Here is a 20,046-nt window from a genome sequence, read left to right as displayed (position 1 = left end):
GGAACAACTGGCATGAATCTGGTCCCTCTTCTGGTCCCTTCAGGTGAGCAGGGTGTCACCACTCAATTCTCAGCGTTCCAAGCGACCTCCTGAGCCGCCGACAAAGGCACGGTCTTGGGACTATCCCGCGTGCCAACGCCGCTCTGCCAGCAGCTGCCGTTGCGCCACGATCTCGCGGACCGCGAAGGCAGGAAGCTCAAGCTCTTCCAGGTCAACGGTCTCAATCCACGTAGAGCACTCGGCGGGAGAGAGAGCCGGCTCCAAGACGAACCCGGAGATCGCGCGGGTCGTGGCCCGGGAGAGACCGACCGAGATGAAGGACATATCCGTAGGACGGGGCACGCCGAGTTCAAGCATCATCTCGATGTCGACGGCGTCAACGTCCATCCGCCGGCCAAGTTCTCTGGCGGCCTGCGCCACTACGTCGGCGTAGCAGGAAAGATATCTCGGCGCCTCGAAGCGCGCGATGTCCTCGACATCGGCCATCACTTGCCGGATCAGCCGCGGGTATGAGACTTCTTCACCCTGGTCTCGGCGCCAGTTCGCCCGGTTGTCGATGATGATGCTGAGAGGGACTCCGCGCATCCAGTGGACGATGAGACGTGCGAGTGACAGGCGCCGGGACTCCGGCTCGAAGGAGCCGCCGAGGTATTCAGCGACGAAGTCCAGAGCGGTCTTGTACTCGTCGAAGGCGTCGTCGCTGGTCGGAGGGACGAGAGCGAGGTCTTCCGGGTGGCCATGCGCCAGGACTGCGTCGAGGAGACGCTGCATCGACATCGGGCTGATCCCCGCGTGCTTCTTCACAAGATCGGGGCGCAGTCGGAGGGTAGGCGTCACACGTTCGAGCGCCGCGGCGATCTGTCCGGCTCCATCCGGCGCCAATGTGACGCCGTGGAGGTCCGCCAGTCGGCCGTCCGAGATGAAGCGGCCGGTCAGCCAGTTGAATACGGACTCGAACTCGGCAGGCGTTTCCCGACCCGATTTGTGGGCGCCTTGGTCGATGTAGTCCACGATCCTGGAGACGTCTGAGAGCGTTGTCGTCGCTGCTGGCACGATGAGCGACCGCTCGCGGTGGCCGGGTTTTTCTGGCCATGCCCGGACGTCGGACGTGTCGATACAGAAGATGTTGCCCTGAAACTCCTTGCCCCACCGTCCGGCACGTCCGGCCAGGTTCCAGAAGTCGGGCATCGGCATGTGCAGTCGCGGGCCCTTGTGGGGAGCACGAAGGAACAGGTTGCGGCACGGCAGATTGACTCCCTCAAGGAGAGTCGAGGTGCAGACAAGATAATGCAGCTCGCCACGCTTGAAAAGTTCTTCGACCTTCGCCTTCAAGACGAGTGGCATGTCACCATAGTGGAAGGCTATTCCGCGTTTCGCGAACTCTGCTAGCTGGAACCGCTCATGGACGACTCCCGCGGAAAAGTCGATCAGCTCTTGGATGGCGTCGGACTCGACGGTCAGTCCTTCGCCTAGCGCGTTGAATATCGTCCGCGCGAACTTCTCCGCCTCGGCGGCTCCGTTCGCGTAGACGAGGTTCCCGGTCGAGTCGCCTCCGATCCGTGCCGCTATCAGCGGGACCTTCTGGCCAACTCCGTCTGGTGCCACCGGCAGCTCGATCTCGCCGACTCGTCGCTCCTCGGAGTCGTGGACGAGGGAGAGTTCATAGCGGCGCGGCTTCCGACGGACCTGGTTGACGAAGACGAGGTTCTGGTTGACCGTGACGGTCTCCCCGACGAGCGCCGCGCTCCGGGGCTGCGCAGATGCGGAGTCGAGCAGCACCTCTGGGTTGGCAGACAGAGGGCTCGCGAAAACAAGTCGAACGCCGGGGTCTCGGTGGAGTGCCTCGTCGAGTACCTGCGTGAGCAGGATTCCGCGAGTGCCGTCGGAGATCTTCTGGGCTTCGTCGACGAATATGAGCGACGGCGAGAAGCTGGGCAGTCTCTGTTGCAGCAGGTGCAGTCGCTCTTGTGTCAGGACGAAGACCTGCTTCTCGTATGCGGTTATTTCTGGGTCCCAGGGAAGCGTGTGCACGCCGATGTCGTCGCCGAGTTCGGACCTGAACACCTCGCTGACTTCCTCTACAAGCGCTCGGGTGGGAGCGATGTAGACGAGGCGTTTCGGTTGCGGTCCGCGAAGCTGGGCGAACATCCACTCGCGGATGATGTATGACTTGCCGGCGGAGGTCGGCGCCGAGACACTCACCCAGTCATTGACGGACGCGAGATCCCAGAAGTCCTTCTGGAACGGGTTCACGTCGAAGATTACGCCGCTTGGCAATGTCACCGTCAGCTCGGCGCGCCGACCTAGCGCATCGAGGATCAGTGACGATGAGGTCGTCTCGATGGACGTTAGGATGCTTGCGTCACGTTCGCGCGCCAGATCAATCGCGGGCTGGTTGCCAACTCGGTCGAGCAGCAGGATCGCTGCCGCCTTTTGCTCGTCTGTGCTTCCATCCGAACGCAGACAGCCTTGGGCGACGCGCAGGACGGCGTCCTGCGCGGCTTCGTCCTGCTCGGGGGTGAGGGCGCTCGAACACATCAAGAGGAAGCTCCAGTCGGGCTCCTCCGCGACGGACGCCGGATCGTCGACCAACGGGACGTCTGCCTGGACCGAGTGCATGGTGATCGCCTCAAGACCGGCCCGGAACCTGCTGAGGCCTCGCACCCGGTCGGACAGCTCGCTCATGATGCCCCGTCGATCCGGAGTTCGTCCTTGACCGCTTGGCGAAAATCCTGGACTGATGGCATGGGGAAGAAGAAGACCTCGATGTTGTGCTTCGTCAATGCGCGGTTCTCCAGACGCGTCTTCGTTGACCTAACCCAAGCGGCCAGCGCCGCATCGACCTGTTCCTTTACCGCGGCTTCATCGCGGGGCAGACTCGGGTAGTCTTCATGGACGAACCCGATCAGGCAGGCGCCTCGCATCTCGACGTTGGCCGAGAGGACCGAGTTGTCGTTGAAATACTCCAGCAGGCGCGCAGTCACCTCCGCGTTTCCTGTATCGGCATAGTGTCTGATGAGGAACACGTCTTGCTCATGTGCGGTTCCGGTCAGATATGGCGCGATGCTGTCCATGCAATCTGTCATGGCCTGGGCGACCGACTCGTAGAGCTTGGCCTCGCCCCAGTAGACCGCCAGGTCGCCGTTGTCGAGGAGCTTCGCGTGAACGCCGTCCGCTCCGTGGTACTGCATCTCCGTGCTCGTCTTCAGCGACATCTTGCTGAGAACCTGCGGTATTCGGAGACCTTTCTCCAGAAGCGCGTACAGCAGCAGCTCTGCGCCTTCGCCTGTCTTCAACTGGGTCTGGGTGAAAAGACGTGCGGCATCGTTCGCGAGCCGAGTGGTCTCGGGTATCTGCCTATCAAAAGGTAGAGCCCGAACCTTCTCGATCTCCGTTCGCGGGATGCAGTAGTAGATGATCTGCTGAGCGAGCTGCTGTGCCAGGGTCTTGAGACGGGGGTTCCCAAGGGGATCGCTCCGGAGAAAGTGACATCGCACGGTCGATTGCGTCCCCTCGACGGCGATTGGGTCCCCGTAGGTGACGAGCGAACTCTCGACCTCGTCCCAGTCGCCGCGCACGAGCGCTTGGACGGCTTCGATCAAAGACGTCCCCGCATCCGAGTCAACCGGTGGCTGAGCGGCATCGACAGTCATACGAGTGCCGCCGTCCGACTCGTCACAGGCGTCCGGAGGCGCGACCCCGCGCTATACGGCGTTCGCAGGCTCATGGTCAACCACCTCGTGCTCAGGGTCGATGCAGGAGCGCCCCGGGTCAGAACTGTCAGGTCCTGATACTGCCCCGTAGACAGGGCAACGGTGTGGCGACACGTCGGCACGAATCTCAGCCCCATACAGGAGGCGCTTGTGCTCTAGACCAGAGAAGCCCGCGTATGACGACGGGCCTCGTCGGTCGCTCAGAGGTCAGCACGGATGATCGTGTACTTCGTTCCGTACGTGTCGTAGAGAGCCTTGATTGAGTCCGTATCCGCCGGGGACTCGTAGACGGCACGCCGGACCTTCGGGTTCTTCAGATCGAGCCCGTAGAGCGCCCCGTCCTTCTCGACGCCGACGACGATGATCCGGTCGTACAGGTCGCCGTGAGCGTCGGCGTACTCGGCGAGTGCCTTGAGCTTCGGCCCGGAGTCGCCCTGGTGCGCGCTGTGCGGGTCGACGATCGACGGCTTCAGTCCAGCGCCTGAGCCATCGACGTGCACGAACACGAAGTCCGGCTGGACAGACTTCCAGCCGTCCGAGGTCTCGTGCGTGATGCGCAGCGAGTTCTTCCCGGCCGCCGACGGGTTCCGGTACCAGCCCGCGAGAGTGCCGAGGCTCTGCTCCTGCGTGATCGTCGACCGCTCCCACCGGTTCCTCGCCATCTTCAGGTCGAGCGGGTAGTCCCCGTCCGCCGTCGAGAGCACGTGCTTCTTCTCCGTCGGTAGCGGCTTGCGGTCGAGGTCAACCGAGTCGACGCGCTCGTCCGTCTTGATCTCGATCCCGACGGTCTCGGGCTCCCGGGCCATGTCCTGGATGGCCTCATAGGTCGGCTGCCGGGAGTCAGGCAACTTCGCGATGGCCTTGGCCTTGGTTGTCAGCCACATCTGTGTCAACGCGTCAGCAGCGTCCTCGACGGGGGTCTGCACGTCGAGTTCCGCGAGGCCCAGAGCCGCGACCCGCGCGCGGATGGCCGTGATGTCGACGGTCGACGGCAGCTCGCCACGTTCCACGGCCTCGTTGATCGCCGCCATCATGTTGCGCGACAGGTAGCCGTTCACCACCGACGTGGTGACGAGCCGGCGCAGGTGCCGGAGCGCGTCATCGACGGTCGCGGCGTCAGCCTCTCGCGTAGTTGTGGCGGTGGTGGCCGCTTCCTTCCCCCGCTCGACGAGGATCCGTCGAATGTCGGCCGTCATGATGAGCTTCGCCTGCTCCTCGATGGCGGCCTCGTTCTCCGAGACGATGCTGTCGAGCACGTCGAACATCGTCTGGTGCGCGGTCTTGTCGGCGTCCGGCACGAGCTCATCCTGAGCCAGGGCCTGAGCGGCCTTCAGGATGCGCTTGATCGGCCGCGGAGCCACGGCCGGCTTGGCATACGACGGCAGTCCCTCGAGGAGGTCGAAGACCTCCTGGGGAACGTCCGCGTTCCGGCGGAGGGTGACGGGCTTGAGCATCACCTTCGCGACGGCCGCCCCGCGCTCGCCGGAGCGGGGCTCGCGCAGGCCCATGATCTCCTCAGCAACGGCCTTCGCCGTCTTCTCATCAAAGTATGGGAGGTAGCACGAAGCGGCGTTCAGGCGCTCTACGCTCGTCTGCTGCGCCAGCGGGGTGCGCACCATGCGGCCGAGCAGTTGCGTGACGTACGTGTCGTCCTTGCCGGGGCGCAGCGACACCAGGACCTCGGCGCGTGGGCAGTCCCAGCCCGTCGAGACGGCGTCCTTGGCGAGCAGCACGCGGATCTGATGGTCGTGCTGGACGTCCTGCGGCGCGACCTTCGGGATCACGTAGGAACCGACCTCGATGGTGGCGCGGTCGCCGAGCACGTGCGAGACGCCGTCAGCTGGCATGTCCGGCCAGTGCTTGCGAACCGTCTCGAGAACGAGGTGGATGAGGGTGTCCTCCTCCTTGCGACCCTTCTCGGTGTCCCGCTCCCCGGCAGCCTTATTCGGGATCTGCACCACTAGCAGGGGTACCACTCGGTCGATGCCCTGCTCGTCGCAGTATTCGTCCCAGAGTCCGCAGACCTCGACAAAGTCGAGTGTCGCATCCCGAACCATCGCGGTCGAGAAGTCGCCTTCCTCGTCGGGGATGTCGAGCTCGAGGGCGTTCTTCAGGAGCCCGGAATCCTGGACGTCCTTCGGGTCAATGATGACGTTCTTCTCTTTGGTGAAGGCCGACGCCTTCGACATCGCGTCGTCGAACCGCTTGACGGTCGCCGAGATGCCCCACACTACGGGCATGGCGGAGTTGACGCCGTTGCCGTTGATGATCTTCTGGACCAGTGTCTGCTCAGTGCTGGTCGGCGTCTTCAAGCCCTCGTGGGCCTCGTCGAGGACCATGTAGAGCGTCTTGTCCAGGTCCTTGACGGTGTTCTGGACAATCTCCCAGAAGGTGACCTTGCGATCGTCCGTGTGCTTGACGAAGTCGGCCCCTTCCCGAAGCTTGTCTGGGTTGATGAAGTAGACGGTGCCCGTCCGCAACGACTCCTCGCCGTAGGTCTTGTCGAGCAGCACCAGGTCACCGGCGGGGATGCGGTCGGCGCACTCGATGAAGCGGCTCTTGGTCTGCGCGTTGAGGGCAGGGTCCTTGGAGACCCAGAGCACGACCGCCGACGGATCCGGCTCGACGTCGAACTCGTCGCTGCCGTGCATCAATGCCTCGATGACCGTCGCGGCGACGACGGTCTTGCCCGAACCGGTGGTCGAGGACAGCGCGAACGTTGTCCGGCGCTGGCGCGTGTGCCAGTCCTCGCGTGCGTAGCCGAGCGTCGTGAGGATCTCCCGGACGGCCCTCGTTTGGTAGTCCTTCAGAGTGAAGCGCATCGGTCACGCCCTCCCGGTGTTGATCTGGAACGTGCGGAGGTAGGACTCGTACAGCCGAACAGACTCGACGCCCTCGGGGAGCTGACCGGCAACGGCCTGGTACTGCGTCTCGTCGTCGGTCACGACGTAGGCCATCCGCAGGCCCTCCGACTTCTCGACGGCGGCAAGGAACGGCTTCGATGCATCTACGTCAAAGAGCACGGCATAGGTGTCAGCGACGTCGAACGTTTCCGCGCGTTTGTCGATTCGACGACCCTCCGCCCCCGCGCGCACCCAGAGCAGCGGCGCAATCCGCTCGAAGGCCATGTCCAGCTCGACGAGCGCGGGATTCTCGTAGGTGAGAGTGAAGTACTCGACGTTCGCTCCGGTCTCGGCCGCGGCGTTCGCCAGACGCGGGGTGGTGACCGCGACGCATACACCGGCAGCTTCCCAGTCGGTGTCGCCTGGGCGCAGGCCCTTCTTCCGCATGGCCGTCGCGGAATCCTTGTTGACCTCGTTGTTCGTGACGAGGATGGACCGCCGCCGGCCGCTGTCTTCGGCGTTCATCGCCATCACGGCGTGGGTCGTGGTGCCGGACCCTCCGAAGAAGTCGAGGATGACCGCGTCAGGAGAGTTGTTCGCCCACTTGATGAGTTGGCGGATGAGCCGGATCGGCTTCTTCCCGTTCGAAAAGCCGACGCCGCCCTCGCGGGAGACGGTGCCCATGTCCTGGTGGAACCCTCGCCAGAGATCGCCACGGATGACGGTCCGACCGAGCTTGCCGCCGCTCTCGTCAGGCACGCGGTAGTTCCGGCGGAGCGTGTAGACCTGATTGATCGTGCCGCTCTTCAGCCTGGTGACGAAGTACGTCCGGTGGTCGGCCTCGACCTCGATCCACCCGCGCACCGGGGCATCGACATCCTTCACCGACACGGGCGGCGTATCGCGCCTCGCGATGTGGTCGAGGTTCGCCTCAATGAAGGCGTTGGCAGCATCCGAGAACGCCAGCAGGCGGTCCATCGCCTGCGCACCGACAAACGTCCCGTCCTTCCTGACGAGCTGGGCAGCGACGATGTCGGCCTGAACGGCAGGATCTGCAGCCAACTCGTCATAGAAGCTCGTGATCGTGCCGTCGTCGTTCAGCCACAGCCCGTAGTCCTTGTCCCAGCCCTTCACCGAGTCGTATAGCGGGGTGTGCCGAACCTGAGTGTCGAACGCCGGCGACTTGCGGTAGATCAGCACGTACTCGACGTTCTTGACGATCGTGCCTTGCTGGGCGTTCGTCGTCTTGGGGCCCGATGTGGTCGACATCTCGACGGCCAACTGAGCGACCTGGTTGTCTGTGCCGAAAACCTGGTCCATGAGCATCCGCAGCCGGTGCTGCTCGTCGTCGCCGATCGAGACCATGATCGCGCCGCTCGGCTTGAGGAGCTCGCGCGCGACGCGCAGGCGACGGTCCATAAACGCTAGCCACTTGGAGTGCTGGTAGCTGTCGTCGTTGTCGACGAAACTGTCATTGTACAGCCAGGACGTCTTGCCGCCGGTGTTGTAGGGCGGGTCGATGTAGATCAGGTCGATGCCGCCGCGATGCGTGTAGAGCATCGCTTCGAGCGCGTGGAAGTTTTCGGCGTTGACCACGGTGTGGAATGGCTTGTCGCCGCCATGCTCGACCGTGCCCGTGGAGACCAGGCCCGGGTAGATCGGGTCTCGAAAGTCGGCGATGAACACCAGGTCAACGACTGCGCGGACGGTATCGTCCTTGGTTTTCGGGTCGATCAGTCGAGCGATCTGCGCGCTCTTGGGGCCCGTGATGCCGGTGACGAGCCACGTCGCATCCGACTCTACGGTCTTCTCGCCACGCCGCGGCAGGAAGCGGACCTTGTCGCCGACCGCGAGGGGACGTCCCGTGAGGGCCACGGACTCCGGCATGTGGCGCTCGAAGTTCAGACCGAACTGTCGTCGGCTCTGTAGCGCGTCGATGTGCCGACGGAGCTCCTTGGCGGTGTCGGGATCCTTGTCCTCGACCCGGGCAAGGAGCGAACGCAGTTCGTTGCTCACAAGACTCCCTCTCGTATCCGGCACCAATCTTGCCGGGCATCTCGGCCCGGACACCCTCAGCCGCGACGAGCCTACCGAGCGCGATGACACAACTTCGCAGATCAGGCGCCGCAAGTACACGTGGCGGGTGAAACCGGCGGTCACAGACCCGGCTGGAGGCTGTCGACCCTGTCGACCGAGACCGAACTGCCACTGACGCTCGCGCGGACGGAGCAGTCGATGTGGTCCGGCATGGCTTCCCAAGCCCATCAATCCGCGCAGCGCTGTCGCTCTGCGGCCACCAGACTGGCGACCGTGGCTACACCTGCTCCTCTCGCGCGTCGACGCCGACGTGAAGATGGGCGACTACATCCAGGGCCACCTCGACGAACAGGGCAAGGTTCCGCCTGGCGTCAGCCTCAACGCCATGATGAAGGCAGCCGGCCTGATCGAGGAGCTGGGCGAGAAGCGGATGCCGCAACGGGAGGTGAAGGGCGCCTCGTCATCGGGCAACCGAGGCAGGACGACACCGCGCAGGCGACCATTTCGACGCGGGGCACGACGCGCATGTCCCCGCGTCGGGCGGGCCCCGCGGTTGCGCGTGGCCGGCCCTGACTGGCGAGCTACGCCCATGGACTCCATGCTCGAGGCAGCGGCGCGTCGTCGGATCATCGACTGGGTCCTGGAGCGTTCGGAAGCGAACGGCGGCTTCCTGCACCGCGAGGAGCTCCTCGGCTTCCGGCTCGACGGAAGCTCCCGATCATCGATTACTCGCGCAGCATCCGGAACCCTGCCGTTTTCGGGTCCACCCTGTCGATCGTCTCGACGCCGCACGAACCCCATGACGACACGGAGTCCGACGACGGCCTCCTCCACTACGCGTACCGTGACGGCGACCCGTAGTCGGGCGACAACCGCAAGCTCCGCAACGCGTTGTCGACGGGGATGCCGCTGATCTTGTTCCGCAAGGAAGTCCCGAACATCTACACGCCCGTCGTGCCCGTGTACGTCGTCGACGACTACCCGGAGGCCAGGCAGTTCCTCATCGCGCTCGACGAGTCGTTCACGTTCGTCCCCGACCCCGGTCACCTGAGCGTGCCACAGAAGGAGTACGCCCTGCGTCTGGCAAAGCAGCGGCTGCACCAGCCGGTCTTCCGCACCCGGGTGCTGCTCGCCTACGAGACACAGTGCGCGGTGTGCCAGCTCAAGCACGCCTCGCTGCTCGACGCCGCGCACATCGTCGCCGACTCCGATGAACGCGGCATCCCGGCGGTCACCAATGGGCTCGCGCTGTGCGAGATCCACCACGCCGCGTGCGACTAGAACATGATGGGCATCGACGCAGACTATCGAGTCGAGTTCGGACTCGACCTGCTCGAGGAGATCGACGGCCCCATGCTCAAGCACGGGCTGCAGGAGATGCACGGCCGGACGATCAACGTGCCGCGCCGACCCGACGACCGACCGAGCCCGGAAAGGCTCGCCGAACGCTTCGCGACGTTCACCGCGCTCCGCGGCTGAGCCCTCGCCCTGAACCGCCGCGCGACGCCGCGGCGGCAGGATCCTTCAGTACGCCGTCGCCATATTGAAGGCTACGAGCAGAGCCATCAACACGTCGGTGCTGATTCATCATGTGCCGCCGACGCGCCCGTCGTCCCCCAGCCCACTCCACACCGCCCCGTACCCGAGCCTCGCCTGCTCCCACGCGACGACGTCGCGCGCGAGCCCCGCCTCCGTGACGTCCACCGCGCTCACGGCCGCAGCAGCCACCCTCGACCGCCGCACGTAGTCGTCGAACACCTCCCGCTTACCGGCGAGCAGCTCGACGATCCGTTCGTCGACCCCGTCCTCGGCGAGCAACCGGTGCGCTTGCACGGTCCGTACCTGCCCCATCCGGTGCAACCGCGCCACAGCCTGCGCCTCCGCGGCGGGGGTGAGCTGCGGCTCGCACAGCACCAAGACGCTGGCCGCCTGCAGGTTGAGCCCGTCCCGCCCACGGCGACCTGAGCCACGAGGACCGCGCCGGCGTCGTTGGCGGTGAACGCGTCCACCAACGCCATCCGGTCCCCCACCGGCACGTCCCCCGTCAGCGGGCCGTGCACGCTCACCCCCGGCGCGCGCAGCGCCGCGACCATCGTGTCCAGCACGTCCCGGAAGTACGAGACACGACCGTGCTCCGCCCCTCCTCCCGCGCCTCGGCGACGATCGCCGCCAACCGGTCGAGCTTCGCGCACGCGTGCACGGCCGCCGGCACCCGCGACCCACGCCGCCTGCCGCATCGCCATGAGGTTCCCCGACGCCGCGCCTCCCGGTACACCTTGTCGTCGGCCTCGGTGAGGTCGACCCAGTCGTCGGTGGCGATGACGTCGGGCAGCTCGACGAGCACGTCGACCTGGTTCGCCGCAGGTACACGGGCGCGACGACCTGCCGGAACGCGTCCGGCCCGAGCAGCCCGAGGTGCCGCGGAAGCTGCGCACAGAGGTCGGGCTGGAGCACCTTCACGAGCGCAAGGAAGTCCTCGAGCCGGTTGTCCATCGGCGTCCCGGTGAGGAACAGGACTCGCCACACGAGCCCCGCCCACGCCGCGACGGCCTGGCACGGCGGGTGCGGGGGTTCTTGACGTAGTGCGCCTCGTCGACGACGACGACGAGCCCCACCTCCTCCACCGACCCGTCCGTCGGCACATGCGTGAGCGTCTCGAACGTCGTCAGCCCGACGCCGCCGTCCGCCGCCCACGCCTTGATCGCCTCCTCGCGGTCGTCGCCGTGGAGGCGGTCGGCCGTCAGCGTGGTCCGGCTCTCGACCTCGCGCGCCCAGTTCGCGCGCAAGCTCGCCGGGCACACAACGAGGAACGGTGTCTGGCCGACCACCACGAGGTCGGACATGACCGCGAGCGCCTGGATGGTCTTGCCGAGGCCCATCTCGTCGCCGAGGGGGCAGTCTGGCCCCAGAGACACGTCATGACAGCCTCGCCCCCTACTCGAAGTCCCGGTCCCGAACCGTGTCTGCGAACCAGTCGAGCGCCTTCACCACAGTGTCGCGGACCTCGGGATCCGCTAATGCCTCCAAGCGGATGCTCGGTCGCGGGCGGTCCGGGAGGTCGACGCCGGGCGCTTCGTTGAGGCGCGAGCGCAGCTCCTGCCGCAGCTCCGGGTCGTCGAACGGTGGCCGGGTCTTGAGGTACTGGAAGACCACCTCGCAGTACCCGCTGGGATACATGGCGATCGGCCAGATGTGACTGGCCGTGTCGGGACCGGCCATGAAGTAGAGGGTCGGTGACGAACCCGGGCCCAGCTGGAACCAGCCGCCGGCGGCCTCCCAGCGATCGGAGATGAAGCCGACCGCGTCGGCGACCGCACCTCCCCATAGGTCGGCGACCTGCTGGGCGAACCGGTCGAACGGGTCCGTAGCGACGTCGTACCCTGCCAGGCAAGCGAGCTCCTGCGCAGGCAAGAACTGGGCGGACTCAGCGCGACCGTGCTCGTCGAACCGGACGCCCTCCCTCTCGAGCACGGCTCGCGGGTCGTCGGTGCGGTCAGGTTCGATCCACGCGAACTTCGGCGACACGCGCCCGGACACCTGCAGGACCCGGTGCGCATTCTCAATCGGGTGCGATGCGAGCCGCTGACCCAGGGGGTTGGGGTGAGTGCCGGCGACGATCGCGACTTCGCCGTACGAAGTCCAGCTGCCCGCGGGGATCGCGGCGACGATGCCCGCCACGGCCTCCCAGAGGCCCTCGGTACCCATCCGCGGCGTCTCGATCGCGGTCTCGTCGGGACCGGGCCACAACTCGATGATTCGTTCGGCGAGCTGTGTTGCGCGAGCGTAGATCTCGGAGACGCCCCATGCCTGCTGGTCCGCGATCGGCCGGTTCATCTTGAGGCCGCTCTCGCCGAGCAGCACGCGCTTCTCGCTGAAGGGGCGGTTGCTCAGCTCGGAGTTGTAGCCCGTCAGCGTCAGGTTCCCGAGCGTATGGACGACGGCCTCGTACTCGTAGCGCACGTCATTGCCCGGCTCCAGCGTCGACGCGAAGTCGGCGCTCCACTCGTCGGTGAGGGTCTGCGGCAGGACGTGCTCGATCGTGAGACCCGATTCGCTCACTCGCTCCTTGGCGCCGTAGGACTCCTCGAGCCAGAACAGAATGAGCTTCTTCTGAGCGGCACGGCCCTGCCAGTAGAACTGGACCGTGTGAACGGCGTCGCGAACCTGTGCGTCCGTCGCGAAGTACTTGCGCCCCACGGACAGGAAGGTCCGGAGCGCGGTATCGACATGAGATGCGGACTTGATCGCTCCGGCCCCCTGCAGGAGGGTCCGGTTGAGGCTTTTTGTGGCCCGCCCGGTGACGATCCGGCGCACGAAGTAGCTCTCCAGGCACAGCAATGCGTTGATCGCCTCGTCGCGGGTCGCGGTGCCCTCGGCCCGACGCAGCATCACCTGCATGACCAACGGGTACGCGGTCGTCGTTCCCCAAGCGCGCATGCGCTGCAGACGGCGGCGCACCTCGGCGTCGTCCTCGCGGTCCGGGTCAAGGATCGTCGCGAGGATGTTGCCGAGCGCCGCGATCCGGCGTACTTCCTCTTCGATCTCGTCGGCGGTCATCTGATCCAGACGGCGCTGCTGGCCCGTGTACGTGTCCGCCTGCTTGACCCGCTCGTCGTCCTGAACCAGGTCGAGCCAGAAGAGCAGCTCGAGGTTCTCGCTCGTGAGCTTCTTCTCCAGCGGGAGCCAGACGGCGTCGTAGACGGACTCGGCGCGCTCGCCCAAGCGCATGAAGAGATAGTTCTTGAGCAGGTCGGCCTGTGTCAGCCGAAGCCCGGTGTTGTTCAGTGACTCGAAGATGCGGTGGGCGTTGTCGCCCGGCTGAGCTGTCACCGCGACGAGGGCAAGGCCTCGGAGAACGGCCTCCTCGAGGAGGCGCACGTCGTCGACGTCGTCTGGATCGTCGTGCGACGCCAGACGCACCCGGAAGAAGCGGTACGCGGCGCCGATCGCATCGCTGCCGCCAGCTTCCGCGCTGCCGCGGATAACGGCCAGGAACGGCGCACGGTCCGCCTGCGTCGGTACCAGCTTTGCTGGCTCCCCCGCCTCCCACTTGTTCACCAGGAACTGCTGGTCCAGACGGTCGCGGTGGTGACCGCCGTCGACCGCTGCCTGATGGTCCCGTAGCGCCGCCAGCAGGAGCGTGAGGGTCGTGAGCCGCTGCTGCCCGTCGACCACGAGAAACGCCTGCACGCCCACAGGGCCGTAACCCGGGCTGGCTGCGAGCACGAGAGAACCGATGAAGTGGGTCGCGTTCGGGTCCCTCTGCCGCACCTCGGCAATCTCGACGAGGTCGTCCCAGAGCTGGCGCAGCTGCTTCTCGCCCCATGAGTAAACACGTTGGTACAGCGGAACCTGGTACTGCTTCTTGCCTTCGAGGATGCCCTCGAGGTTGGTCTCCTTCGCCTGTACCACTGCCGGCACCCCCGCTTTCTCACGTGCCAATTGCCCCGAGTGGGGCATTCAGACGATAGCGTCGACGGGAAGGGAAAGCCCGCACTCGCGACATCTGCGAGGTCGTTTCACCCCACAAACGCGTGTCACGGGCCCCGCCGGACGGCGGGAGGCACAAGGCTTCCCGCGGGTAGGCGTCTGCGGGATAGGCTCACGCCGACCACGGCACAAACCCAAGTTCCAGGAGCCTCGATGAGCGACGAGATCGAGCTGATCAGCGACGGCGACGGCGTCGCCGTGATCGGAGACCGCGCGGCCGTCGACCGTTTCCTCGGCTCTGCCGGCGTCCCCTCGCGAGACCTCGGTCTGCCCAAGCTCCACTCGGTCCTCGGGACCTCCGCCGGCGTCGCTCAGGCTGGGTCGGAGATCGCGGCGAACACGGGCCGCTGGGTGAAGCTCACCGAGGAGTCGGCTCGGGCGATGAAGCTCCAGCACATGATGAAGGGCTCCTCGTCCGACGTCGTCCGTGCGATCGCCACGAGCGACGGAAAGACGTCGAAGATCCTCGAGATCGTGAAGACGACACCGACGCAGATCCTGGGCAACCCGGCGGCCCTGGCCGGTGCTGCGGGGATGATGGCTCAGCTCTCCATGCAGCAGGCCATGGACGAGATCACCGAGTACCTCGCTGTCATCGACAAGAAGGTCGACGACATCCTCCGCGCCCAGAAGGACGCCGTCCTCTCCAACATGATCGGTGTGGACCTCGTGATCGAGGAGGCGATGACGGTCCGCGACCACGTCGGCCGGGTCTCCGAGGTCACCTGGTCGAAGGTCCAGGCCAACGCGGCGAGCCTCGCCAGCACGCAGGCATACGCGCTGCGCCAGCTCGACGCGCTCGCAGGCAAGCTGGAGAAGGAGTCCAAGCTCGCGGGGGTCGCCGAGCTGTCCAAGCAGGCGGAGGCGACCGTCCAGGAGTGGCTCGCTGTCATCGCCCATTGCTTCAAGCTCCAGGATGCGACGGCCGTCCTCGAGCTCGACCGTGTGCTCGACGCGTCCCCGGAGGAGCTCGACGAGCACCGGATCGGGCTCCGCGCAGCCCGCGACCAGCGACTGGACCTCATCGCCCGGAACACGGCTGAGCTCCTGGACCGCATCGCGGCGGCGTCCGGCCTGGCCAACGCGCGGGCGCTGCTCCACCCGTCGGTCGCCCCCGGCGTCGTGCGAGCCAACAACGCGGTCACCAGTCAGATCGTCGACTTCCGCGGCCGACTCGGGATTGAGGACGACCAGCGCACCCTGGACGCGCGGCGTTGGCTCGAAGCCGCCGTTGACACGAAGGACAAGGTCCTGGAGACCGGCACCGAGAGCGTCGACGCGGCCAAGCGTCTCGGCAGCGGAGCCCTGGGGCGTGCCCGTCGTATGACCGGGAAGGTCGCCGGCGGCATCGCGGAACGAGCGACGCGTGGATTGGACGAGCCGAAGCAGATCGGCGCCGGCGTAGAGCCTGTCGATGAGTCCCTACCCCCGGGCCCCACGGCACCGCTTGACCGATAGGTTCGCGAAAGCGAAACTGTTTGTCATGCCCCTTCTCGCTACCCACGACGCAGCAAGGCGCCTCGAGGTCACCACGCGCCAAGTCCAGCACCTGGTCGCGCAGGGGAAGCTCGCCTCGCCCGCGCACGGGGTCATCGATGGCCAATCGGTGGACCGCTTCCTCGCAGCGCACGGAACCGCACGCCAGCGAGCCTGGTCCGAGCCGACCGCGTGGGGTGCCGTCGCCATCCTGTCGGGAGTGACGCCGTTGTGGCTGGGGCCGTCGCAACGGTCTCGGTTGAAGAAGCGGCTTCGCACTCTCACCGCCGCGGAGCTGGTGCGGCACGCTCGCGATCGTGCCGAGGTCTCGCGGTATGCCGGGCACTCGGCGGCCCTCGCACGACTGCGAAAGGAGGTCGTCGACACGAGCCGAGCGGCCGCCACGCTGGGTCTCGCCGCGACCGAGAGCGTGGACGGCTACGTCAGCGCCGACCACCTCTCTCGCCTCGTCACGGACTTCGCACTCGCCCCCGACGAGACGGGTCGGATCACCTTGCGCTCCACGACCTTCCCGATCGACACGGTGCGGGAGCTCGCGGACACCGGCGCCGTGCTGGCCGCGCTCGACCTGGCCGAGTCGCTCGACGTCCGCGAGCGCCGTGCCGGGCTTGACGGTCTCGCGGCTGCGTTGGAGCGACTCCGTGGCTGACCGGCCGACGATCACCGTCGAGGAGCCCCCGGGCGGTTGGGGTCCGCCCTGGCCGAACGTGGCCGAGATCGCTGCTGTCCTCCCCCACACGAGCTGGACGCTCGTCGGGGGCTTGATGACGCAGCTGCACGAGGTCCGTCGTGGACTCGACGCGATCCGGCCCACCAATGACGTCGACATGGTGTACCCGCTCGGCCGGACCTCGGTGCTGCCGGCACCGTCCGGTCCCTCGTCGTGGCCGAAGCTGGCAAGCTACGGCCATGCCGATCGAGAACGTGCCCTTCACGCCGACCGTAGCTGCGCCGTCGTTGGCGGTCCGTGATGTCGTGCACACGATCTCGCTTCAGGTAAACGCGCTGTCGGCGACCGTCGACGCGAGCGGCGGGATCGGCACGAAGGATCTCTTCGACGTGCTTCAGCCGACAATGGACAGGCTGGGGTTCAGGTCGACCGCCGCCTCGACGTTCGCGCCGTCTGCGCTAAGGGTCGTCGCGACCGAGCGCCGGGTCGCCCTGGCCGTCCACGGCGGCCGCGCACACACGAACAACGCGGCACTGGAGTCGGTCCTCGCGGCAGCCGCCCACCGCGACGTCGACTGGCTTGTGATCGTCCTGCCTGAGCGTTACAAGAGCAACGCCACGTTCACCAAGGTCAGCGCCCAGCTCAACGCGCTGCGCACCGCCTCAGGCATCCGGCTCGACCTCGTCGGCGTGACACTCGTCGGCTTCAGAAGCGCGTCCTGATTCCCGGTCCGCTCAGGCATACGAGCGACTCCGCCGACGCGGACGTTCGCGCCGGCGGACCGACCTTCCACATGGCCGGGAACAGGCTGCGTCAGGCCCCCTGACCGCTCATCACCCGAACGAAGGCGGCCTTGTACTCGTTCGCGAGCGAGGGCTTGATGTCGCCGGAGACTCGCAGCAAAGCCTTGCCATCCCTCGTGTCGTACTCGGTAAACAAGCTGCTGCCGGAGATGATCGAGTCGATGTACGCAACCCGCGCCTTCGCGTCCGGCTCGGCGGCGAAGACCTCGATGGTCGCGCCGCAGTCCACCCCGGGGTCGCTCTGATCGCACGACAGGTTCTTGTCGACGAGGACCGTCGCCGATGTGTACTGGTGCGGCCGGCCGAGCAGGTTGTTGCCGTCCGTGTCCTCGGTCAGGTCGATCGTCTTCGTGACGGAACTGAGCTCGCCGTTCATCGCTTTGGCGATGGATGCCGCCGATCGATCGACTGCCGCCGGCTGCGTCCTCGTCCTGCTCGGTTGAGAGCTCGGAGCAGTTGGGCCAGTCATCGTCGATGCCGGGTGCGGTGCAGCCGCGGACGGCGAGTCCTTCGAGCCACCGTCGGGCGAGTTGCACCCACCGAGCGCCAGCACCGCCACCACCCCGACGAACGCGACCGCCGACGGCGTGTGGCGCCGGGCCTTGTGCCCTTGAGTCATCGTCTCCCCCTGCACGTTGGCTTCTTTCGGTACTCATCCTGCCCGGCTCCGCGGTTACCGGCCGCGCGACCATCCGCCATTGGATCTCGTCATCGAACGCCGACAACCGTGCCTTGTCCCGTCGCGAACAAGGTCCCGACCCGCCACGCTGTCTGCGCCGAAGATCCGAACCTGTCAGAGGCAGTGTGAAGACCCACAGGGCCTGAAGCCACAAGCGGCGCGCGTCGATGCACTCAAGGAACCCGTGCGCGCGTCCTGCCCGCGCAGTGCTATCGGCCTTCCCCCTCAAGAGCAGTGCAGGACCCGCCGGGGCCTCGCGTCACGGTGAGGCGTTCACGTCGACCAGCACCTTGCCCACGGTGCCGGCCTCGACCGCGGCGTGCGCGTCGGCGGCACGCTCGAGCGGGAAGCGGGTGATCGGGAGCCCGGACTCCTCGCCGACGCCGAGCTCCCCGTCCTCGAGCGCGCGGGTGATGTCCTCGGCCGCCGCGGCGATCGCCTCCGCGCCGACGGTGTAGAGCAGCAGGAACTGGTACCGGACGTTGAGCGCGAAGTGGGTCCGGACGTCGAGGGTGAGCTCGCCGCCCCCGTCCGTCGCGTACACGGCGACGGTGCCGTGGTTGGCCACGACCTTCGCGTTGAGCCCGGCGTTGCGCGCGGGCGAGACCTCGACGACGACGTCGACGCCGTCGGGGGCGATCGAGCGGATCGCGTCGGCGGTGTCGCCCTCGCGGTAGTTGACGACATGGTGCGCGCCCGCCGCGGTCGCCAGCGCGGCCTTGCGGGGGCCGCTCACGGTCGAGACGACCCGCGCACCCGACCAGCGGGCGAGCTGGATCGCCGCGTGGCCGACGGCGCCGGCGCCCCCGGCGACCAGGACGGTGCGCCCGCTGAGCGTGCCCGGGCCGAGCCGCGAGGGGCCGCCGTCGGCGACGGTCAGCGCGCGGTGCGCGGTGACGGCGGGGACGCCGAGGCTGGCCCCGACGTCGAAGCTCGCGGCCTCCGGCAGGCGGACGACCCGCTCGGCCGGCTGCACGGTGTACTCCTGGGCGGTGCCGCTCGGCCGGCCGTGGGCGGCGAGCAGGACCCAGACCCGGTCGCCGACCTCGAGGCCGGTCACGCCGTCTCCGACGGCGTCCACGACGCCCGCGCCGTCCTGGTTCGGGACCACCTCGGGGAACGCGGCGGGGCGGCCGGGCCGGTCCCCCGCCCGCGCCTTCCAGTCGGTCGGGTTCACCCCGGACACGACGACCTTCACCCGCACCTCGCCCGGGCCCGGCTCAGGAACGTCGCGCTCCACGAGGTGCAAGACGGACGGCTCACCGGTCTGCGAGTACACGATCGCCCTCATGTCAGGCAGGCTACGCGGCGGGATCAGCGACGGCTCGCCAGTGCCCCTCCCCCGATCCCAGGCTGCGGCCGGCGCGCCGGAGGACCGCCAGCCCCGAGACCGCCACCGCTCGGCGGCCCGTCCACACGCAGCCCACGCCCCCGACGCCGTCCCCCGGGCTGTCTCCATCGACCACCTGGTCAGCTCGAGCGCGTCGGTAAGCGCCATCTTGGACCTGTGGTTCGCCACCGGTCCCGGGGCCGTTAATCAATGGCTCAGCGCCGATCATGCGCAGGTAGGCGGAGGAGAGTGCGACCGACGAGTTCCGGAGACGATGCTGCACGAGATCACCCACGCCCTCGCGGGACGCCGGCACGCCCACGACGCGATCTGGCGGACCATCGCGCGGAGGATCGGGTCGAGCGGCCAGCGGACCGTCGCCCCCGAGGCGCCGACGGTCGAGCCGGCCTGGATCGGGACCTGCACGGCGGGTCACGCACTCACGCGTCACCGGCGCCCCGCCGGCGTCCGGTCGTGCAGCGGATGCAGCCCGCGGTTCGACGACAGGTTCCTGCTGACGTGGACATACCGGGGTCGGCGGCTCGCCGTGGTCGGGAGCCGCGTCCGCGTGACGACAGCGGGACGCTGGACGGGCGCCGTCGGGACGGTGCGACGCGTCGCACACGCCCGCTCCCACCTCGCAGTCCCGGGTGCTGACCGGTTGCTCACCGTCCCGTTCGAGCACGCCGAGGAGGTCTGACCACGGTCTCCCTTCGCGTAGGTGTCGAGTCGTGCGACGGCGAGGCGGTGGGCCTCGTCGTCCGCGTCGAGCGACCACCTGGGCCATGGGGAGAACTGCCCATGGGCGTGGCTGTGGCCTGTGGTTATGCTCGGCGGGCTAGCGGTAGGCAGGGTCCGTCGAGCAGGGGGTAGGGATGTCGCGTCCGAGCGATTGGTCGCCGGTGGGGTTGGACGTGGATCCGACGCCGGGTGATCCGGTGCTGGTGCTGTCGGGTGGGCGGGAGTACCAGGACGTCGCGGAGT

16 protein-coding genes are annotated in these 20,046 nt (G+C 67.2%); 6 read left to right on the top strand and 10 right to left on the bottom strand.

Going from position 1 to position 20,046, the window contains the following annotated elements:
* Nucleotides 1-120 precede the first annotated feature (120 nt).
* From ACFT5B_RS18000 to ACFT5B_RS17985, 4 genes are all read right to left on the bottom strand, one after another.
* On the bottom strand, nucleotides 121-2,685 hold the full coding sequence (locus ACFT5B_RS18000; protein ID WP_386800553.1) for a DEAD/DEAH box helicase: 2,565 nt from the start codon (nucleotides 2,683-2,685) through the stop codon (nucleotides 121-123).
* Nucleotides 2,682-3,653 (bottom strand): DUF1837 domain-containing protein, encoded by a 972-nt coding sequence (locus ACFT5B_RS17995; protein ID WP_386800552.1) that lies wholly within the window; start codon nucleotides 3,651-3,653, stop codon nucleotides 2,682-2,684. Before ACFT5B_RS17995 ends, ACFT5B_RS18000 begins: the two co-directional genes overlap by 4 nt.
* A 260-nt stretch (nucleotides 3,654-3,913) precedes the next feature.
* Nucleotides 3,914-6,535 (bottom strand): DEAD/DEAH box helicase, encoded by a 2,622-nt coding sequence (locus ACFT5B_RS17990; RefSeq protein WP_386800551.1) that lies wholly within the window; start codon nucleotides 6,533-6,535, stop codon nucleotides 3,914-3,916.
* A gap of 3 nt (nucleotides 6,536-6,538) precedes the next feature.
* The gene (locus ACFT5B_RS17985; RefSeq protein WP_386800550.1) at nucleotides 6,539-8,572 is read right to left on the bottom strand and encodes a site-specific DNA-methyltransferase; all 2,034 of its coding nucleotides are present in this window, start codon (nucleotides 8,570-8,572) and stop codon (nucleotides 6,539-6,541) included.
* A 924-nt stretch (nucleotides 8,573-9,496) separates the two neighbouring features.
* Between ACFT5B_RS17985 and ACFT5B_RS17980 the strand changes: the two genes are divergently transcribed.
* Complete coding sequence (locus ACFT5B_RS17980; RefSeq protein WP_386800549.1) at nucleotides 9,497-9,874, top strand: HNH endonuclease; 378 nt, start codon at nucleotides 9,497-9,499, stop codon at nucleotides 9,872-9,874.
* A gap of 6 nt (nucleotides 9,875-9,880) precedes the next feature.
* A complete protein-coding gene (locus tag ACFT5B_RS17975; RefSeq protein ID WP_386800548.1) occupies nucleotides 9,881-10,072 on the top strand; it encodes a hypothetical protein in 192 nt (63 codons plus the stop codon).
* Nucleotides 10,073-10,180: 108 nt separating this feature from the next.
* Here the strand turns inward: ACFT5B_RS17975 and ACFT5B_RS17970 are convergent, their stop codons facing one another.
* The 4 genes from ACFT5B_RS17970 to ACFT5B_RS17955 all read right to left on the bottom strand — a co-directional run bounded on the left by ACFT5B_RS17970 (nucleotide 10,181) and on the right by ACFT5B_RS17955 (nucleotide 14,014).
* Nucleotides 10,181-10,426, bottom strand: coding sequence for a hypothetical protein (locus ACFT5B_RS17970; RefSeq protein WP_386800547.1), 246 nt, complete (start codon nucleotides 10,424-10,426; stop codon nucleotides 10,181-10,183).
* A gap of 229 nt (nucleotides 10,427-10,655) precedes the next feature.
* Complete coding sequence (locus ACFT5B_RS17965; protein ID WP_386800546.1) at nucleotides 10,656-10,937, bottom strand: hypothetical protein; 282 nt, start codon at nucleotides 10,935-10,937, stop codon at nucleotides 10,656-10,658.
* Nucleotides 10,938-11,049: 112 nt separating this feature from the next.
* On the bottom strand, nucleotides 11,050-11,508 hold the full coding sequence (locus ACFT5B_RS17960) for an SNF2-related protein (protein ID WP_386800545.1): 459 nt from the start codon (nucleotides 11,506-11,508) through the stop codon (nucleotides 11,050-11,052).
* A gap of 19 nt (nucleotides 11,509-11,527) precedes the next feature.
* Complete coding sequence (locus ACFT5B_RS17955; RefSeq protein ID WP_386800544.1) at nucleotides 11,528-14,014, bottom strand: DUF262 domain-containing protein; 2,487 nt, start codon at nucleotides 14,012-14,014, stop codon at nucleotides 11,528-11,530.
* Between the two features lie 222 nt (nucleotides 14,015-14,236).
* Here ACFT5B_RS17955 and ACFT5B_RS17950 point away from each other — a divergent pair, with 222 nt between their 5' ends.
* The 3 genes from ACFT5B_RS17950 (at nucleotide 14,237) to ACFT5B_RS17940 (ending at nucleotide 16,972) form a co-directional block, all read left to right on the top strand.
* Entirely contained in the window at nucleotides 14,237-15,541 is a 1,305-nt protein-coding gene (locus ACFT5B_RS17950) for a hypothetical protein (protein WP_386800543.1), read from the top strand.
* Nucleotides 15,531-16,229, top strand: coding sequence for a hypothetical protein (locus ACFT5B_RS17945; protein ID WP_386800542.1), 699 nt, complete (start codon nucleotides 15,531-15,533; stop codon nucleotides 16,227-16,229). Before ACFT5B_RS17950 ends, ACFT5B_RS17945 begins: the two co-directional genes overlap by 11 nt.
* A gap of 260 nt (nucleotides 16,230-16,489) precedes the next feature.
* Complete coding sequence (locus ACFT5B_RS17940) at nucleotides 16,490-16,972, top strand: hypothetical protein (protein ID WP_386800541.1); 483 nt, start codon at nucleotides 16,490-16,492, stop codon at nucleotides 16,970-16,972.
* A 91-nt stretch (nucleotides 16,973-17,063) separates the two neighbouring features.
* Here the strand turns inward: ACFT5B_RS17940 and ACFT5B_RS17935 are convergent, their stop codons facing one another.
* Together ACFT5B_RS17935 and ACFT5B_RS17930 are read right to left on the bottom strand one after the other, a co-directional pair.
* Nucleotides 17,064-17,687, bottom strand: a complete 624-nt coding sequence (locus tag ACFT5B_RS17935) for a hypothetical protein (RefSeq protein ID WP_386800540.1) — start codon at nucleotides 17,685-17,687, stop codon at nucleotides 17,064-17,066.
* A gap of 304 nt (nucleotides 17,688-17,991) precedes the next feature.
* The gene (locus ACFT5B_RS17930; protein WP_386800539.1) at nucleotides 17,992-19,023 is read right to left on the bottom strand and encodes an NADPH:quinone reductase; all 1,032 of its coding nucleotides are present in this window, start codon (nucleotides 19,021-19,023) and stop codon (nucleotides 17,992-17,994) included.
* 313 nt (nucleotides 19,024-19,336) lie between these two features.
* Between ACFT5B_RS17930 and ACFT5B_RS17925 the strand changes: the two genes are divergently transcribed.
* Nucleotides 19,337-19,762, top strand: a complete 426-nt coding sequence (locus ACFT5B_RS17925; RefSeq protein WP_386800538.1) for a hypothetical protein — start codon at nucleotides 19,337-19,339, stop codon at nucleotides 19,760-19,762.
* The last annotated feature ends 284 nt before the right edge of the window (nucleotides 19,763-20,046 follow it).

Source organism: Luteimicrobium sp. NPDC057192 (assembly GCF_042670205.1).
Lineage (GTDB): Bacteria > Actinomycetota > Actinomycetes > Actinomycetales > Cellulomonadaceae > Luteimicrobium.
The sequence above is the reverse complement of the archived record's forward strand: the minus strand, read 5'-3'. Positions and strand labels throughout refer to the sequence as shown.